The 15,653-nt window shown below is 49.7% G+C and carries 15 protein-coding genes; 9 read left to right on the top strand and 6 right to left on the bottom strand.

The genetic code is table 11. From position 1 onward, the window contains the following. The first annotated feature begins 296 nt into the window (after nt 1-296). The 3 genes from DESTI_RS31110 to DESTI_RS19515 all read left to right on the top strand — a co-directional run bounded on the left by DESTI_RS31110 (nt 297) and on the right by DESTI_RS19515 (nt 3,131). A complete protein-coding gene (locus DESTI_RS31110) occupies nt 297-455 on the top strand; it encodes a hypothetical protein (RefSeq protein WP_014811697.1) in 159 nt (52 codons plus the stop codon). Nucleotides 456-597: 142 nt separating this feature from the next. Further along, entirely contained in the window at nt 598-2,268 is a 1,671-nt protein-coding gene (gene argS / locus DESTI_RS19520; RefSeq protein ID WP_014811696.1) for an arginine--tRNA ligase, read from the top strand. A 38-nt stretch (nt 2,269-2,306) separates the two neighbouring features. Next, on the top strand, nt 2,307-3,131 hold the full coding sequence (locus DESTI_RS19515) for an SPOR domain-containing protein (protein WP_157212214.1): 825 nt from the start codon (nt 2,307-2,309) through the stop codon (nt 3,129-3,131). Between the two features lie 192 nt (nt 3,132-3,323). Here the strand turns inward: DESTI_RS19515 and DESTI_RS19510 are convergent, their stop codons facing one another. Beyond that, nucleotides 3,324-4,457, bottom strand: coding sequence for a hypothetical protein (locus DESTI_RS19510; protein ID WP_014811694.1), 1,134 nt, complete (start codon nt 4,455-4,457; stop codon nt 3,324-3,326). 466 nt (nt 4,458-4,923) lie between these two features. On the opposite strand from DESTI_RS19510, the gene DESTI_RS19505 reads away from it, so the two are divergent. Both DESTI_RS19505 and DESTI_RS19500 read left to right on the top strand, forming a co-directional pair. Next, nucleotides 4,924-5,355 (top strand): response regulator, encoded by a 432-nt coding sequence (locus tag DESTI_RS19505; RefSeq protein WP_014811693.1) that lies wholly within the window; start codon nt 4,924-4,926, stop codon nt 5,353-5,355. Between the two features lie 84 nt (nt 5,356-5,439). Further along, nucleotides 5,440-6,120, top strand: coding sequence for a CBS and ACT domain-containing protein (locus DESTI_RS19500; RefSeq protein WP_014811692.1), 681 nt, complete (start codon nt 5,440-5,442; stop codon nt 6,118-6,120). A gap of 462 nt (nt 6,121-6,582) precedes the next feature. On the opposite strand, the gene DESTI_RS19495 is transcribed toward DESTI_RS19500, so the two are convergent. Genes DESTI_RS19495 through DESTI_RS19485 form a run of 3 tightly spaced genes read right to left on the bottom strand, consistent with a single transcriptional unit; the run spans nt 6,583 to nt 10,522 of the window. Continuing rightward, on the bottom strand, nt 6,583-7,563 hold the full coding sequence (locus DESTI_RS19495; protein WP_014811691.1) for an FAD binding domain-containing protein: 981 nt from the start codon (nt 7,561-7,563) through the stop codon (nt 6,583-6,585). Between the two features lie 3 nt (nt 7,564-7,566). Then, complete coding sequence (locus tag DESTI_RS19490; RefSeq protein ID WP_014811690.1) at nt 7,567-9,894, bottom strand: xanthine dehydrogenase family protein molybdopterin-binding subunit; 2,328 nt, start codon at nt 9,892-9,894, stop codon at nt 7,567-7,569. 1 nt (nt 9,895) lies between these two features. Beyond that, complete coding sequence (locus DESTI_RS19485) at nt 9,896-10,522, bottom strand: (2Fe-2S)-binding protein (RefSeq protein WP_014811689.1); 627 nt, start codon at nt 10,520-10,522, stop codon at nt 9,896-9,898. A gap of 367 nt (nt 10,523-10,889) precedes the next feature. On the opposite strand from DESTI_RS19485, the gene corA reads away from it, so the two are divergent. From corA to DESTI_RS19465, 4 genes are all read left to right on the top strand, one after another. Then, on the top strand, nt 10,890-11,990 hold the full coding sequence (corA, locus tag DESTI_RS19480) for a magnesium/cobalt transporter CorA (RefSeq protein WP_014811688.1): 1,101 nt from the start codon (nt 10,890-10,892) through the stop codon (nt 11,988-11,990). 303 nt (nt 11,991-12,293) lie between these two features. Beyond that, nucleotides 12,294-13,103, top strand: a complete 810-nt coding sequence (locus DESTI_RS19475) for an MBL fold metallo-hydrolase (RefSeq protein WP_014811687.1) — start codon at nt 12,294-12,296, stop codon at nt 13,101-13,103. 88 nt (nt 13,104-13,191) lie between these two features. Beyond that, the gene (locus tag DESTI_RS19470; RefSeq protein WP_014811686.1) at nt 13,192-13,638 is read left to right on the top strand and encodes a PaaI family thioesterase; all 447 of its coding nucleotides are present in this window, start codon (nt 13,192-13,194) and stop codon (nt 13,636-13,638) included. An 86-nt stretch (nt 13,639-13,724) separates the two neighbouring features. Further along, nucleotides 13,725-14,597: a diacylglycerol/lipid kinase family protein gene (locus tag DESTI_RS19465; protein ID WP_014811685.1), complete on the top strand. Its 873-nt coding sequence runs from the start codon at nt 13,725-13,727 to the stop codon at nt 14,595-14,597. A 13-nt stretch (nt 14,598-14,610) separates the two neighbouring features. On the opposite strand, the gene DESTI_RS19460 is transcribed toward DESTI_RS19465, so the two are convergent. Continuing rightward, nucleotides 14,611-14,946: a YkvA family protein gene (locus DESTI_RS19460; RefSeq protein ID WP_014811684.1), complete on the bottom strand. Its 336-nt coding sequence runs from the start codon at nt 14,944-14,946 to the stop codon at nt 14,611-14,613. A 436-nt stretch (nt 14,947-15,382) separates the two neighbouring features. Next, complete coding sequence (locus DESTI_RS19455; RefSeq protein ID WP_014811683.1) at nt 15,383-15,589, bottom strand: hypothetical protein; 207 nt, start codon at nt 15,587-15,589, stop codon at nt 15,383-15,385. Nucleotides 15,590-15,653 lie beyond the last annotated feature (64 nt).

Below are 15,653 nucleotides of genomic sequence, written 5' to 3'. Positions count from 1 at the left end.
CGGGAAGTACGTTTTTCTGATCTTCTATAGTAAATAGTAAGTGCCAAAGCTAATGTCTGACTCAGAAAAAAGAGTATTGGTGGGTGCCGGCACGGAGGCACGGCGCCTGCCGATTTTCGAGAAGCGCTTTTCTCAATCGGACAAAAATTCTCACATTTGATATAATTCCTATGATGGGACAACAGGTGATCTCACGCAGACAACTCAAATCTCGGAAATCATTTCTCAACCAATATGAAAGCACTTGATTATAAGCACCAGAAATGCTAATGCATTCTGCAGCTTATGGAGGCACCATGGAAGACGGACGAACCATTTGCGTCCTATGCGCCTGGAGACAAACCTGTAATAAAAAGTTCTCCATGGATGGAGCAACATCTACGCGATGTCCGGAATATACCAGGGATGTGACCTTGCCTGAGGTTCCGCCCGATCGAAAAGAAGAGGAAAAATAAGCGAGAGCGTATCCATCAGTTATTCATGGGAAAAATCCCCCCAACCCCCCTTTATAAAAGGGGGGTAAAAAGGGCACGTGCAATTTCTCCCCCGTTTGCAGAATCGCTCTCAAGCTGACAGCCCCCCAGAGGTAAACGTTTTATGAAAGAAGTGGTAAGAAGTCTGGTCCTGGATGCTCTGAAAAAGGCCGTCACAGAAGGGCAGGTGGACATTCGGGAACCTGAATCCGTGCTTGTAGAAGTTTCACGATCCAAAGATCCTCGTTTTGGTGATTACGCTACCAATATAGCGCTCGTTCTTTCCGGACCCGCGAAGCTCAAACCTCGGCAGCTCGCGGAAATCGTTGTGCAAAACCTGAACATGGACCCTTCCGTGTTGGCCAAAGCTGAAATCGCCGGACCGGGGTTCATCAATTTTTTCCTTGCTACGGAAGTGTGGCACAAAGTACTCGCAACAATTCATGAGGAGAAGGAGGTTTACGGCGCTTCCGAGAAGCCTGATTCTCCACGCGTCCTCCTTGAATTCGTCAGTGCAAACCCTACCGGTCCTTTACATGTGGGTCACGGCAGAGGCGCTGCAGTGGGTGATACGCTGGCGCGACTTCTCAGGAAGAACGGATACAATCTGCACACTGAATACTATGTGAACGATGCCGGGAATCAGATGAGGATTCTCGGACGGTCTTTGTACGTACGGTACAAACAAATGATGGGGGAACAGATCGAATTTCCCGAGAATCATTATCGCGGAGATTATATTCTGGAATTGGCCAAAGAACTGAAAGGCACTCAGCTTGGGGCAGAATTACTGGAATTGCCCGAAGATGAAGCAGTGGAAAAAGCTTCCCGTTATGCCTGCAGCCGCATTCTGGACGGAATTCAAGAAGACCTGCGTTATTTCGGAGTGGAATACGACGGCTATTTCAGTGAACGAACACTTCACGAAAGCGGAATGGTGACTGCCACCGTTCGTGAGCTCCAGGAAAAGGGCAAAGCAGAAGAGCACGATGGAGCAGTGTGGTTCGCCATGAACGAGCAGCAGGACGAGAAGGACAGGGTCCTGGTACGAGCCACAGGCGAGCCGACATATTTTGCGGCTGATGCAGCGTATCACCTGAACAAACTGCAACGCGGCTACGGGTTGCTTGTGGACATCTGGGGCTCGGATCATCATGGATACGTGCCTCGGGTACGCGCTGCAGTTGAAGCCCTCGGTTATTCGCCGGACTCACTGAAGGTTATGCTCGTCCAGTTTGTGAATCTGGTGAGAGAGGGGCAGAAGATCTCCATGTCTACCCGATCGGGCGAATTCATCACGTTACGTGACGTACTGGATGAAGTCGGGCCGGACGCAGCGCGATTCTTCTTTCTGACCAAACGCTCTGACAGTCATCTGGATTTCGATCTCGATCTTGCAAAAAAGCAGTCCCGGGAGAATCCGGTTTACTACGTGCAGTACATGCATGCACGTATCGCGAGCATCTTTAGAATCGGCCAGGAGCGTAATATCGATACGGATATGACCGATCCGGATCTGAGCGTGCTTGCACTGCCTGAAGAACAGAGGTTGATGAAGCATCTGGCTGACTTCCCGGATATGTTGCGAGAAGCCGCAGAAGCTTTGGAACCTCACCGGGTGACGTTCTATTTGATGGAACTGGCAGACATGTTTCACGCTTACTATCACGATAATCGAGTCTTGACCGAAGATTCGGATCTCAAGAAAGCAAGACTGTTCCTTGCGGAAGCGGTTCGCCAGGTGGTTGCCAATGGGCTCGATATCCTTGGCGTGACTGCTCCGGAGCGCATGTGAAACTGTTATCAAGAATATTTTCTCGAAGATCCGGGTCGGTGAAAATAAGTGCGGCCGCGCGGAATGCGGCTATCAAGCTGGCCAATCCCAAACCTGCCCGGAAAAAGATCTCCTTTTCCGGGTGGTGGTCTTCGTTCAAACTGAAGTTCAGACGTTCCGGCATCACTGCTCAAATCCATCGTTCGGATGAACGTTCAGGCCCCAAGAACGGGTGGCTTGCTGTCGCGGTTCTGGCTTCAGGTTTGGCTCTCGTAGTTTTGGCAATCATCAATTACCGTTTGATTTCGGATCCCTCGATTTCCGGAAAAGCTTTTCAACCCAAAGAATCTCTCCAGGTGGATGAGCACGGTGCGATTCAAGGATGTGTGCCGGGAGAAGGAATTGTGGCAAACAACGGCCCTCACAAACCTCCTGAGGTCACCTTTTATCAGCAGCTCACGGCCCAGGACGAACAGAAGGCAGCTCAAGATTCTCCGACAATCCAGGAGACCGAACTCCAAGGACACAAGACCGGAGATTCCGCTGTTATGCCTCAGAAAAGGGAAGATCCCAAAAACAAGGCCCAAGCCAAGCTGAACAGTTCGGAGGATCTTCGGCCTCTGCTACCGCTGGTTTCGACACCAGGCCGGTACACCGTGCAAGTTGGAGCGTTCACACATCCATCAATTGCTCAGGAATGGGCAAACAAGTGGAAGACTCGAGGCTATGAGGTTATCCTCAGGCCGGTGGCAAGACCGAATACGGGAATAATCTACCGCTTATACCTGGGTAATTTCCCATCGGAAAAACAGGCAGACGATCTGGTAAAGCATCTCAAAGCCAAAGAAGGAATCAGCGCACTCCGGTTAATGGTCCGTAACTAGAACCGATGACATAATCTAACCTTTTGAACACATTGTGCCTTAAATGACCGGTAGGGGCTGGCGTCTCTGCCGGCCCGAACTCGTTGATATGTAATTAGAAAAATGTGCCGGCACGGAGGCACGGCACCTACCAATTGCCGAGAAGTGCTTTTCGCAATTGGACGCTGTCTTATTCACTTGCTCTAATCACTTTTACCGTGACGGAGTGGGAAGGTCTTTCCTGAACATTCGATACTTCCGGTGAATTCTTCCGCCGACCTCTATTTCGAATTTATTGATGTCGTGATTGTCTTCGAGATTCCAACCTAGCTCCAGGTACTGGTATCCTTTTGCTCTGGCAACATGATTGATATGATTGAAGGCAACCAGTGGTAGCCCGAGTCTCTGATATTGCTTCTTGAATCCCAGGACCAGACCCCGCAATCCTGTGATTTCACGTTTGTAAAACAGGATTTTCAGGAGTCCGCTCAGGCCGATCTTTCCGTTCAGCCGCTTCAGAAGAGGAGTTATATCCGGCAAGATGAAGCACACGCCGGCCGGTCGGTCTTCATAGTAAATAAAGAATATGAAATCCGGGTCCATGACACTCAGAAGTTCCTTGCCCATAAAGGTCATTTCATCTTCAGTCATGGGAACGAAACCCCAATTTCGGCTCCATGCCTCGTTGTAGATTTCTTTGACAATTTCCATTTCTGAGTTGAAATTCTTCTTCTCCGCTGTACGGACTCTGAGATTTTGATTCCGCATTACTCGGGCAGCGAGCCTCTCCACTCGATCCCGTGCTCTGTCAGATGGAACCACCAGTATTGCCACGAGATCTTTTTCTTTTTGATACCCGCATGATTCAATCAAGGGCAAATAGTAAGGCGGATTGTACGGCATCATGATGGAAGGGGTGGTTTCGAATCCTTCTATGAGCAGCCCCACTTCATAGTTTGTGGAAGGATTCAAAGGCCCTCGTACGAATGTCATACCCTTCTCGGATGTCCAGCTTTCAACGGCCCGGAACAATGCGCTTGCAGCCTCCACATCGTTTTCGCATTCGAAAAAACCCCAGGCCCCCATTTTTTCCTCGTGAAAACGATTGTAATTGGAGTCAACGATTGCTGCGATTCGCCCTACCGGCCTATCACCTCGAAATGCCACAAACAGCTCACGCTCCGAAAACTGCCAAAATGGATGGATCGCGGTGTCCAAAAGCCGCCGGACCTGCTTCTTGAGGGGCGGTGCCCAGACAGTGTCGCCGGCATACAATCTCCAGGGAAGATTGATGAATTGATCCATATCAGTTTTGTCGGACACTTTGCGAACCTCTATTCCCGACATGTAAGCTCCTGATTATATGTGATTTACAGTTGAACGTTCATTCAGTGCAGAAGAGTTTACCACAAAACGATTCGGCCCGAACGCATTGAGTCGGAACACTGTCGGCAACCTTTACATCCTGTAAAGCAACCGATGACATGCGGAAATGCGGATTTTATACCGATTTGCGTTCAAAGCTAGACGAGAATCCCCTATAACCCCACTTTATCAAAGGGGTGGAATGGGGGGATTTTGAATGCAAATTGGTGTTAGACGAATGCGTACGTTTGCCCATTTTCGGTATGGGTTAACGACAATAGACTATCAGACGAAGAACCATAGAGAAACATTAGCTCCTGACATGAAGCCGAGATAAGCTAACGTAAAGTCATGGTTTTTTGAGGGGCTGCCAAATCATGAACATTGGCACATGCTTTGCTTATTCTGTTTCCGGGGTGAAGTGTCAATAACGGATTGGATTATCTACATGGGTTATTCAAAGCTACTCGTTGTGGACGATGAGCAGGCATTTCTTTCCGTTATGCAAAAGCGTCTCTCGAGAAGAGGAATCGACGTTTCTCTTGCAAAATCAGGAGAGGAAGCCATTACAGAAATAACCGAAACACGGGATTTCGATGTGGTGATTCTGGACGTGCGAATGCCCGGACTCGATGGAATACAGGTGTTGAAAGAGATAAAGAAGATCTCGCCTCAAACGCAGGTTATAGTCTTGACCGCTCATCCCTCTTTCGAAGCAGCACTTGAAGTTACTAATCTGGGTGCATTCGCTTATCTCATAAAACCCTGCGATTTCGAAGAGCTTGTTACGAAAGTTCTCCAAGCAGCCGCTCGCAGAAGACGTCCTCCCGGCTGCCTCTCTCCGGTATTGGAGCAGCAGTATTTCGAGGAGACCAGATAATTCTAGCCTGGCACTACAATTTTCGTTTAGTAGGGCAATTTTTGGAGTATAGTCCAAAGAAGTTCCTGCCAAGGAGAAGTTACCATGCTGGTCAAAGACTGGATGACTAAGAAAGTTGTCACGCTTGAAGTCACAGATTCTCTTCAGCATGCTATCAATCTGATGATGGAAGACCACGTCAGCATGTTTCCCGTTTTGGAAGAAGGCAAGCTGGTGGGAATCGTTACCGATAGGGATCTGAAACGTGCATCTCCTTCGGATATGGCTCGCCTCGACATTCAGCAGATCATCTATCATGTATCCAGGGTTGAAGTCGGCGCAATTATGAGCCGCTACCCCATAACGGTTCCTTTAAACTGGACTGTTGAAGAAGCTGCGGAAATCCTGATGACGAACAAAATCTCAGGATGTCCCGTGATAGATGAAAAAGGCGAGATACGGGGACTCATCACAAAAAGCGATCTATTCAAAGCCCTCATAGCATTGAGCGGTTTGAGTCATCGGGGCTTTCAATTCGGATTTCTTCTGGAGGACCACCCCGGTTCCATCAAGGTTGTCACTGATATCATACGAAAGTACGGTGCGCGTCTCTGCAGCATTCTCAGTTCGTACGAGAAAGCGCCCCAAGGATTCAGGAACGTTTATATAAGAGCATTTGATGTGGAGCGGGAGAAAGTGGCCGAGCTGGAAGCTGAACTGAAATCCAAGGCAAAAATGCTCTACATGGTCGATCACCGCGAGAACACGAGGAAGATATACGAATAGGACAAAATTTTCCGTACCATTTTACCTGAGTGTTCTCCGCAGGACATTATAGTTTGTTCTGATGATATTCCCGGTTCTTCTCCTGATCCCTCCGTCCAAACCGGAGGATTCCTTATACGGGCACTGACCCGAAACCAGGTCAGCGACACCGCAAATTAAGGCTTGCCACGGACCGGAGTAGGATGCGGAGACAAGCAGGAACCGCATTATTCACGGCGGTTCGCGAACGATGCGGTTCGAAACTGTCTCAAAAGTCGAAATTCATTCCAGATCGTGGCACGATGTTCTCATCAGCTTTCCGGCCTTATTGTAGGGGCGGATCTGCGAGTCCGCCCAAATGAGGGCAGACACACAGGTCTGCCCCTACTCGGATGAGAATCGTGGCACGATTTGTTGTGCATTCGAGAATTTTGGGACAGTCTCGGTTAGGTCTGCTCACCACCATCCCACGTTCGCTGTGAATCAAACCTGCGCAATCTTCTCGAGTTCCTGCTGAATTACCGCCTTGAAAAGAGGAATTTTGTACCTGTTTTTCGAGAGCGGTTGCGCCTGCTTCACGGCTGCTTCTGCAGCACTGCTTACGACAGCGGCATCCAGTTTCTTGCCGATTATCGCTTTCTCAACCTCCATCGAGCGCCATGGGACAGGAGCCGCCCCACTGAGCACGACTCGAGCGGACTCCACCGTATCCCCTTTGAAGACAATGGCGAGCGCGACTCCGGCGAGTGCGAAATCCCAGGAGCGTCTCGTTCGCACTTTTCTGTATGAGCTACGTGTGCCCTGAGGGATCGGAGGAAGCATTATCTCCGTAACGAGTTCATCGGGCTGCAGTATAGTTTCTTTCTCGACGTTTTCAGCAGGTCGCACAAAGAATTGCTCTGCAGGAACCAACCTGTCCCCTTTAGGTCCGGCGATGCGCACCTGGGCATTAAAGGCTACAAGCGCCGGTGCGGTATCCGACGGATGTACGATCGCACAACGATCGTCTGAGCCGAAAATACAGTGGAATTGGTTTTCTCCGCCAAACGCGTAACAGATTGTCCCCCCTTTTCTCAGGCAGTGAAACTCACCGCGATAGTACCAGCAGCGCGGTTTTTGGCAGATATTGCCTCCAATGGTTCCCTGATTCCGCAGTTGAGGGCTGGCAACTTCCGATGCGCCCATCGCTAATGCCCGGTACCGATCTTGGATCGACTCGTTTGTGGCAATTTCGGTGATGGTGTTCATCGCTCCTATTCGGAGTCCACCATCTGCAGCACGACGGATTCCGCGCAGGTCGCTGAGTGCACTGAGACTCACCAGCTTGTCAGCCGGAAAGATATTGTCCCTCAGACACCCCAGGAGATCGGTCCCGCCTGCATGAACCCGGGAATTCTCGGAATGCAGATGATCCACTGCGCCTTCGACAGAAACTGGACGTACGTATGCAAAATTCGGGAGCATGGTTCACCCCTTGACCGGTTTTTCTGAAAAAAGAAGGCTGAGCTGAACAGGGTTGATAGGTGTGTGCGTAATTCGAATACCCGTGGCATTGTAAACTGCATTGGCAATGGCAGCGGCTGTCGGTATGGTTACCGGTTCCCCGAGTCCTTTTGCGCCGGTAGAGTTTGCCTCATTATCGAGGATCTCGACAGGAACGCTGGTGATGTTTTCCGTAATGTCCAGTGATGTAGGCAACTTGTAATCATGCCAGTTCCTGTTGCAGAGTTTTCCGGTTTCGTTGGCGTCGAGTACCCGAAATTCCGTTGATGCCAGTCCTATGCCCATGGTGATACCACCAATGACCTGACTGTCGAAGGTGAGCCGATTCATTACTCTCCCGCTCTCGTGAGCTGCAACGAATCGCAAGATTTCGATTTCGCCGGTTCTCACATCGACTTGAACTTCACAGAATTGTGCTCCAAAAGGATTCACGACCAGATTCGCAGGGTTAGGTCCCCGATAACCTACCCCAACGATAACCCCGCGTTTTTTCAAACCCGCGACGTCTGAAATTTTGACAGTGCGGGAGGGTTCGTTGGAAATATAAATCGATCCTTCTTTCATCGCGAGTCGTGAGGCATCGACTTTCAAATCCTGTGCAGCCATCGCGAGAAGTTGCCTCTTGACTTCTATCGCTGCTGCTCTCACTGCGGGCGATTCCGTGGGGATTGTCTTACTTCCACCGCTGGGGGTCGCAAATTGAGTGGTTCCGGTGTCCGCGTTTTCTATGAAGATCTTGCTCGGATCGACTCCCAATTCTTCGGAGACTACCATGGCCATAATGGTTTTAGTGCCGGTACCTATATCGCTGGCTCCCATGTTGAGATTGGCACTGCCATCTGCAAACAGCTTCAGCACGATGGTAGAAGGCGGACCTCCTCCTCCCACAAACCAGAGACAGGCAGCCATTCCCACTCCGCGTCTCAAATGGCCGGGCTGACTTGCGCTTCGGTTCTTTCGGGCATCCGCCCACCCAAAAGCCTTTGCTCCGGTCTCGAGACACTCCTTGAGGCCTGTAGACGAATACTTGGGCTTCCCGTCCCGTGCCTGACTAAACAGAGGGATATTCTTGAGCCGCAACTCCACAGGGTCCATGTCAATCTTCTCGGCCAATGCATCGAGCATTTGCTCCAATGCCCAGGATCCCTGAGGATGCCCCGGAGCACGGAACGGTCGAGCAGGCCCTGTATGGGTGTAAAAGTCCGTAGCTTCCGTACGAACGTTGGGACAGGTGTACAGATCCCGCACCTGCCAATCTACAAGACTGACTCCTCCGGCAGGGAAAGCTCCGCCAGTGCCCGTAACCGTCAGTTGTAAAGCAGTGAGCGTGCCGTCTTTTTTCACCCCGGCTTTGAGCTTCATATTAGTCGGAGGTCTGTTTCCGCACGTGACAAAGGTTTCTTCTCTGGACAAAAACAGCTTCACAGGTCGCGCTGCTTTTGCTGCCAGCAATGCTGCTATCACGGTGTACTTGCCGGCCCGAAGCTTAGAACCGAATCCCCCGCCCACGTAATGCCCGATCACGCGAACTTTGGCGAGTGGGAGCCCGAGAACCTCCGCAACTTTGCTTTGAACCGCGTACACACCTTGAGTGGACTCCCAGATGGTAAGCTGATTATGGTCCCATTTTGCAACACACCCATGGAGTTCCAGGGGCGTATGCAATTCGCATTCGGTCCTGTACTCTTCCTCCAGGACAACATCGGCTTCGGCAAACCCCTTCTCCACATCGCCGCGTTCGTATTTTGTCGGGGCGGCAACACGATTTCCCTTTTGATGTACTGCTGGAGCACCGGATTCTGCTGCTTTTCGTTCATCGACGACAAACGGGAGGACGTCGTACTTGACTTCTATTGCCTGCAACGCATCACTCGCCTGGTAAGGAGTCTCGGCGGCAACCGCGGCCACGGCTTCGCCCTCGAAACGACAATGTGGATCGAAAAGTTTCGCACTGACCCCGTCTCCGTAGGACCATTTGAGATCGGCACCGGGAGTCGATCCTGTAATGACGGCACGCACTCCGGGCAATCTTTCCGCAACGGAAATGTCGATGCTTTTTACGCGAGCATTGGGATAGGGGCAGCGAAGAATCGCACCGTACAACATGTCGGGCAACAGCACATCGGAGGGATATACCGCAGCTCCGCTGACTCGTTCGTATCCGTCGGTTCTCGGGAGAGGCTTTCCCACTACCGAAGTCTGTTTCCAGGGTTTGGGATCTTCGCCGGGCAGAGGCGTTTCAGGAACTGGAACCCCTTTCAGGAAGTATGGCTTGTCGTCCGTAGGTTTCATATCAGCCCCCTCCGGCCTTGAGTTTGGCAGCGAGATTGGCAGCATCGAAAATGTTCTTATACGCGCCGCATCTGCACAGATTCCCACTGACGCCCCGTTTGATTTGATCCATGGTTGGACTGGCATTCTGCCGCAATAGGCCTTCCACAGCCATTATTTGGCCGGGAGTGCAGTATCCGCACTGATACGCGTCCTTTTCCAGGAAAGCCTGTTGAACAGGCCCGAGATTCTCCCCGTTCATCAGACCTTCGAGGGTGGTAATCTCGTACCCTTCAGCTTCCACTGCAAGCTTGAGGCATGAATATTGCGGAATGTCATTGATGAGCACCGTGCACGCCCCGCATTCCCCGCGTTCACAACCCATCTTCGTACCTGTCAACCCGAGCTTTTCCCTGAGCACGAAGAGCAGTGTCCATCGAGGTTCCACAAGTATGCGATGCTCCCGCCCGTTCACTATAAGTCGGATCTTCTCCGTGGAATCCGGTTCCATTACCTGGGGTTTTTCTTGAGAATGTACGGGCTTGGCCGCAGCCAATGCAACTGCGCCCATTCCAACCGAAGTGAAAAAGCTCCGTCGGGAAAGACCAGTTTTGCACGTGCATGTCTTTTTCTCCAACGTGTCGTCCATGTCTTCCTCCCAGCAAGCTATCGAAGGGTCCGTCGGATCAGGAATTTAGTTGAATTATTCTCTTCACTTATCTAAATTTCACCGGATCGATGTTTGACTCTGCAAAATCGACGTTCCTTTTTTATACAAAAATTCTATGGAATTCGTATGTCTCAACTCTATACATAGACTCTGCAATACTAAGTGTGGCCAAATATTCTCTAAAATCCATTCCTCAAAAGTTACCATGCGGAACAGATAACGGTCAAGCAAGCTCCAATACCTGACCGATTATGAATGTATTTGGTGTACGTGTTGAGTTATGGCAACATAGCATCTGTTAGCCTGAAACAATGTCATGTAATTCGGATTATTACGGAGTACATGTATGACAACTCGCCGTCCGAAGCCAGAAAAATCTCAGGGAAAACCGAAGAGCCGCAAGCGGTCTCGGACGTCCGGACTCCCGCCCGGTACACTGGTTTATATTGGTCCTGAACGGGAAGGACCGGTGCACATAACGGCCATGACATACGATCGTTCAGGCGTGACCGAATTCCCGGTATTGGATCCCGAAAAGGTAGGACAAATCCCGAAAGATCATCTAATAACATGGATAAATGTAGACGGATTACAGAATATCCACGCGGTTGAAACAATCGGCAAGCAGTTGAATATTCATCCACTTGTGCTCGAAGATATCGTGGACACCACCCAAAGGCCGAAAATTGAGGTCACAGATGATTATACATTTATCGTATTCAAGACTCTGACTTTCGACGAGACTACTTCTGAAATCGTTTCGGAACACGTCAGCCTTGTCCTTGGAGAGCACTGCCTCATAACGTTTCAAGAAACCGCGGGAGATCCATTCGATCTGGTCAGGAATCGAATCCGTTCCAGTGTAGGCCGTCTCAGAACCTCAGGGCCGGACTACCTGGCATATGCTCTGATAGATGCTGTGGTGGACGATTATTTTTCCGTACTGGAGAAACTTGCCGAGGGCATTGAAGTTCTGGAAGAAGATCTGGCGACCAGGGCGGATCCGCAAATGCTGAGGGAAATTCACAAACTGAAGGTGGATATGATCGTATTACGCCGGTCCGTGTGGCCGCTGCGGGAAGTACTCAATAGGCTTTCAAAGGGGGATGCCCCTCTCGTTCAAAAAGAAACGATCCCTTACTTGATGGATGTGTACGACCACACGATCCATGTCATAGAAACCATGGAGACCTACCGGGATATTGTGTCGGGGATGTTGGACATCTATTTATCCAGTATCAGTAACCGATTAAATCAAATCATGAAGGTGTTGACGATTATCTCCACCATTTTCATTCCCCTGACTTTTTTATCCGGATGGTACGGCATGAATTTCAAATACATGCCCGAACTGAGCTGGAAATGGGGCTATCCCATGGTGATCGTCGTAGCCCTCACCATAGTCAGCCTCTTACTCTACCTGTTCAGGCGTAACGAATGGATCTAACAAAGGTAATTTGAAGAATCATCCTTGTGAAGAAGGTTCCCCAGATTTTCCTTGTAGATTGTCAAATCGTACTAAACCGCATTTGAATCTTGTTATAGGATTGAAGCAGATGACAGAATTTTTGTCAGATTGCGAAAAGCGCTTCCTAAAAATTGGTGGGTGCCGGCCTCCGTGCCGGCACATTTTTCAAAACAAATCAACCAGTTCGGTCCGGCAGGGACGCCGGCCCCTACCGTTCCTCACAAAGGGTAGGATGTTCAAAAGTCAGAAATTATGTCAACTGCCATATAAGACGGAGACATCATGATTTACGTGGAACAAGTCGGAGAGGTGACAAAATTTCGCATGGCCCGAACCTTCATGGGACGTGGTTTGTATTTTACTGCTGCATATTTTGTGGACGGACTGTTGATCGACACCGGTTGCGCTCACACGGTTTCGGAATTCATGAACACGCTCGGAAGCAGGTACGTACGCTTCATCGTGAATACCCATTCCCATGAAGATCATATTGGCGCGAACAAAGCAGTTCAAACGAAGTTCGGAGCACAAATACTCGCACATTCCGAAGCAGTTCCTATTCTTGCAGATCCATCTACCAAGAGACTTCGGCCGTATCAGATAGTCATGTGGGGCTATCCGCAGTCATCCACAGCAACTGTCATCGGAGAAGAACTGGAAACAGAGCATCACAAATTCCGCGTTATCCATACTCCCGGACACAGCCCGGACCATATTACTCTGTATGAACCGGATAGAGGATGGATCTTTTCCGGAGACACGTATGTCGGCGGCAAGGATAAGGCATTACGAGCGGATTACAATATCTGGCAAATCATTGAATCTTTAAGAAATCTCGCTTCTGTGGATTCCACTCTCCTGTTCCCCGGCAGTGGAACGACGCGGGACAATCCCAGAGAAGAACTCCTGAAAAAGGTGCATTACCTTGAAGAAACAGGACGGAAAATCAAAGAGTTGCACAGTCGCGGTTGGAGTCGCCATCGCATACGAAGAAAGCTTTTCGGTCCGGAAATGTCCATTGCCTATTACACATTGGGGAACTTTAGTGGAAAAAACCTCGTGAGATCGTATATCGAGGACAGCTCGAAATAAACCGAGCTGCCGACAGGAATTGACAAGCATGTCTTCCGTTGTAAATGTACTTCGGACAAGAGAAATCATCCCAATACCAGGAGTACGAATGAAACCGATTCCGAATCCATATAGAACAGGTGAATGCTTTTTTTGCGGACTGAACAATCCCATCGGGCTTAAACTGGATTTTTTCGAGTCAGAAACCGAGCCGCGTGAAGTTGTTCTCAACTGGCATGCATCATCCAAATTCCGGGGTTTTGGAAATATTCTCCACGGCGGCATACAAAGCGGCATTTTTGACGAAATCATGGGATGGGCCACGATCCACTTCATGCAACAGGTAGGAGTAACTATCGATCTTCAGGTGAAGTTCCTCAGACCGGTATATGTCGATCAGGATATTGAAGCACGATGCAGGATCGCGTCCCGCAATGGCAGCCGAGTTTTCCTCGAAGCAGAGATCGTTCAGGATGGAAACGTATGTACCAGTGCTACAGGTTCGTATTTGCTTATGGAAAAGGGGAAATTCGATAAGCTGATCAAATCTGGTTGACTAGCGAAGATTTTGATTGATCTAAGTGCGGGCTGCCCAGTCATGCAAGCCGCAACCGAAATTCATCGCAGAGTGAAACCGTTCGCATGAGAGTACTCATTATTGGAAATCCCATAGCTGGAACGGGGAAAGCGATTTCACGCATTGAAGAATTTGCGCAGGTACTGGAACGCAGAGGCCACCGGACAGAAATCTTTCTGACTTCTGGAGCAGGAAGCGCAGCGGAACGTGCTCGTACTATCGATTCTTCTCTGGATAGACTAGTCATAGCAGGGGGAGATGGTACGGTAAACGAAGTGCTGAACGGGATTCCGGATCCTTCACGTGTTCCCTTGTTTCATTTCCCTGTCGGGACCGCCAATCAGCTTGCTCTGTCCCTTGGGCTTCCATCGGAGATGGAATTGCTGGCCAATGCTCTGGAAAAAGGCAAAATTTTAAAGGCAGATCTGGGGTTGGCAGGAGATCGACGATTTCTGATGCTCTTGACTGCAGGTTTCGATGCAGCAGTCACCGAAGAAGTGAAGAGACACCGCAATGGAGGCTTGGGATACATCGGGTACGTCATTCCTATTGTAAAGACGATTGCGTACCACAAACCCGTGCGGCTGAAGGTAATCCTTGACGAACACACTGAGGTAACCGGAGCAACGGTAATGCTCCTGAAAGTAAGACTTTATGGTGGATTCCTGGTCTTTGCAGAGGACGCACGCCTCAATTCAGGCTGTTTTCACGTGTGCGTCTTTCGGGAAGGATCTGTGAGCCGTATTGTCTCCTATGCCCTTGCCGGCTTAACACGAACATCTTCCTATCATACAGACATTATGCGGTTCAGGGCGCGAAGCGTGCGCATCGAATCGGATAATTGCGTTCCCGTGGAAGCTGATGGGGATCATTATGGAACCACGCCCGTTACTGTTCGACTGGAACCATCAGTAGTGCCGTTGATCACCTCCGGCTGATTTCAGCCGGAATCTATGCCGCCGATTTCTGCTTCTCTCTGAAGTCGTTCGCTTTTTTGTAAAGATACCCTGTCAGAAGCGTGAATATTGCAGCATCGTCTAACCAGCCGACTCCCGGAATAAAATCGGGAAGGAAATCTGTCGGAAGAAATATGTAAAGAATTCCTGCAAACAATGCGGCAAATTCTTTGAGTCCGGCTCTTCCCGAAACCAGGAATTGCAGCACCCTGAGAATTCCGGAGCCCAGTTCTCTCAGGCTCGTCTTCCACAGGAGCGGCAGCAGGGCCAAAGCCCGAGCGTATCGACCTTTCTGAATCAGCCTCGCGAAAATAAAGGTGAGAACTTTCATGTGCTTGTCCTTGTTTGTTCACTGATCGCTACAAAGACGCCATCACTTCTTCTGCAATGGTGTCACGGGTGAGAATCCTTTCTGTTTTGTGATCAACTTCCGGCTTTAATTCCAGTATTTCGACACCTAGTATGGAGAAGGTTCTATAGCAAGTGTATAAAACAGTGTCCAATTGCGAAAAGCACTTCTCGGCAATTGGTAGGTGCCGTGCCTCCGCGCCGGCACATTTTTCAAATGCAAATCAACCGGCTCGGGCCGGCAGAGACGCCGCCCCCTACCGTTCAATTTAAAGCACAATGTGTTCAAAAGGTCAGAAATCACCTTATCTGCTATAATCGCTTTGATGAACAAACTCCGTGTTTCCCAATTCACCAATAAAAAAAACCAGGAGTCTTCTTTGTCAAGAAGCTCCTGGTGTCGTTATTTTTATGGAAGATTAATGCTTGCACCGATCATGTGTTGCACAGTAAGCGCCTTTTATGCCGATATGGTCAGTTGAGAATATTTCCGGACGGAATCTCAGCTCTGACAATGCCATACGTAATTTGCGTTCGTCGTCACATACGCAGTCTCCAAGATTGGCCGGAGCTTCTACGAAATTTTCCTCGGCCAATTTCCTTACATTCAAGTCTCTCTCGTCCATGGTGACCTCCAGAACATTTTCGCCAAATCTGGTGACTTCTACGATCTATCGTACTTATGAGTGT

Origin of the sequence: Desulfomonile tiedjei DSM 6799 (assembly GCF_000266945.1) — a bacterium.
GTDB lineage: Bacteria > Desulfobacterota > Desulfomonilia > Desulfomonilales > Desulfomonilaceae > Desulfomonile > Desulfomonile tiedjei.
Note: the sequence above shows the minus strand (reverse complement) of the source record. Positions and strands in the feature narration are given on the sequence as shown.

Coding starts and splice junctions, on each gene's coding strand:
- DESTI_RS19500 (WP_014811692.1), top strand. CDS start 5,440: ATGCTGGTCAAAGACTGGATGACTAAGAAAGTTGTCACGCTTGAAGTC.
- DESTI_RS19485 (WP_014811689.1), bottom strand. CDS start 10,522: ATGGACGACACGTTGGAGAAAAAGACATGCACGTGCAAAACTGGTCTT.
- DESTI_RS19455 (WP_014811683.1), bottom strand. CDS start 15,589: ATGGACGAGAGAGACTTGAATGTAAGGAAATTGGCCGAGGAAAATTTC.
- DESTI_RS19510 (WP_014811694.1), bottom strand. CDS start 4,457: ATGTCGGGAATAGAGGTTCGCAAAGTGTCCGACAAAACTGATATGGAT.
- argS (WP_014811696.1), top strand. CDS start 598: ATGAAAGAAGTGGTAAGAAGTCTGGTCCTGGATGCTCTGAAAAAGGCC.
- DESTI_RS19490 (WP_014811690.1), bottom strand. CDS start 9,894: ATGAAACCTACGGACGACAAGCCATACTTCCTGAAAGGGGTTCCAGTT.
- DESTI_RS31110 (WP_014811697.1), top strand. CDS start 297: ATGGAAGACGGACGAACCATTTGCGTCCTATGCGCCTGGAGACAAACC.
- DESTI_RS19465 (WP_014811685.1), top strand. CDS start 13,725: ATGAGAGTACTCATTATTGGAAATCCCATAGCTGGAACGGGGAAAGCG.
- DESTI_RS19475 (WP_014811687.1), top strand. CDS start 12,294: ATGATTTACGTGGAACAAGTCGGAGAGGTGACAAAATTTCGCATGGCC.
- DESTI_RS19505 (WP_014811693.1), top strand. CDS start 4,924: ATGGGTTATTCAAAGCTACTCGTTGTGGACGATGAGCAGGCATTTCTT.
- corA (WP_014811688.1), top strand. CDS start 10,890: ATGACAACTCGCCGTCCGAAGCCAGAAAAATCTCAGGGAAAACCGAAG.
- DESTI_RS19460 (WP_014811684.1), bottom strand. CDS start 14,946: ATGAAAGTTCTCACCTTTATTTTCGCGAGGCTGATTCAGAAAGGTCGA.
- DESTI_RS19470 (WP_014811686.1), top strand. CDS start 13,192: ATGAAACCGATTCCGAATCCATATAGAACAGGTGAATGCTTTTTTTGC.
- DESTI_RS19495 (WP_014811691.1), bottom strand. CDS start 7,563: ATGCTCCCGAATTTTGCATACGTACGTCCAGTTTCTGTCGAAGGCGCA.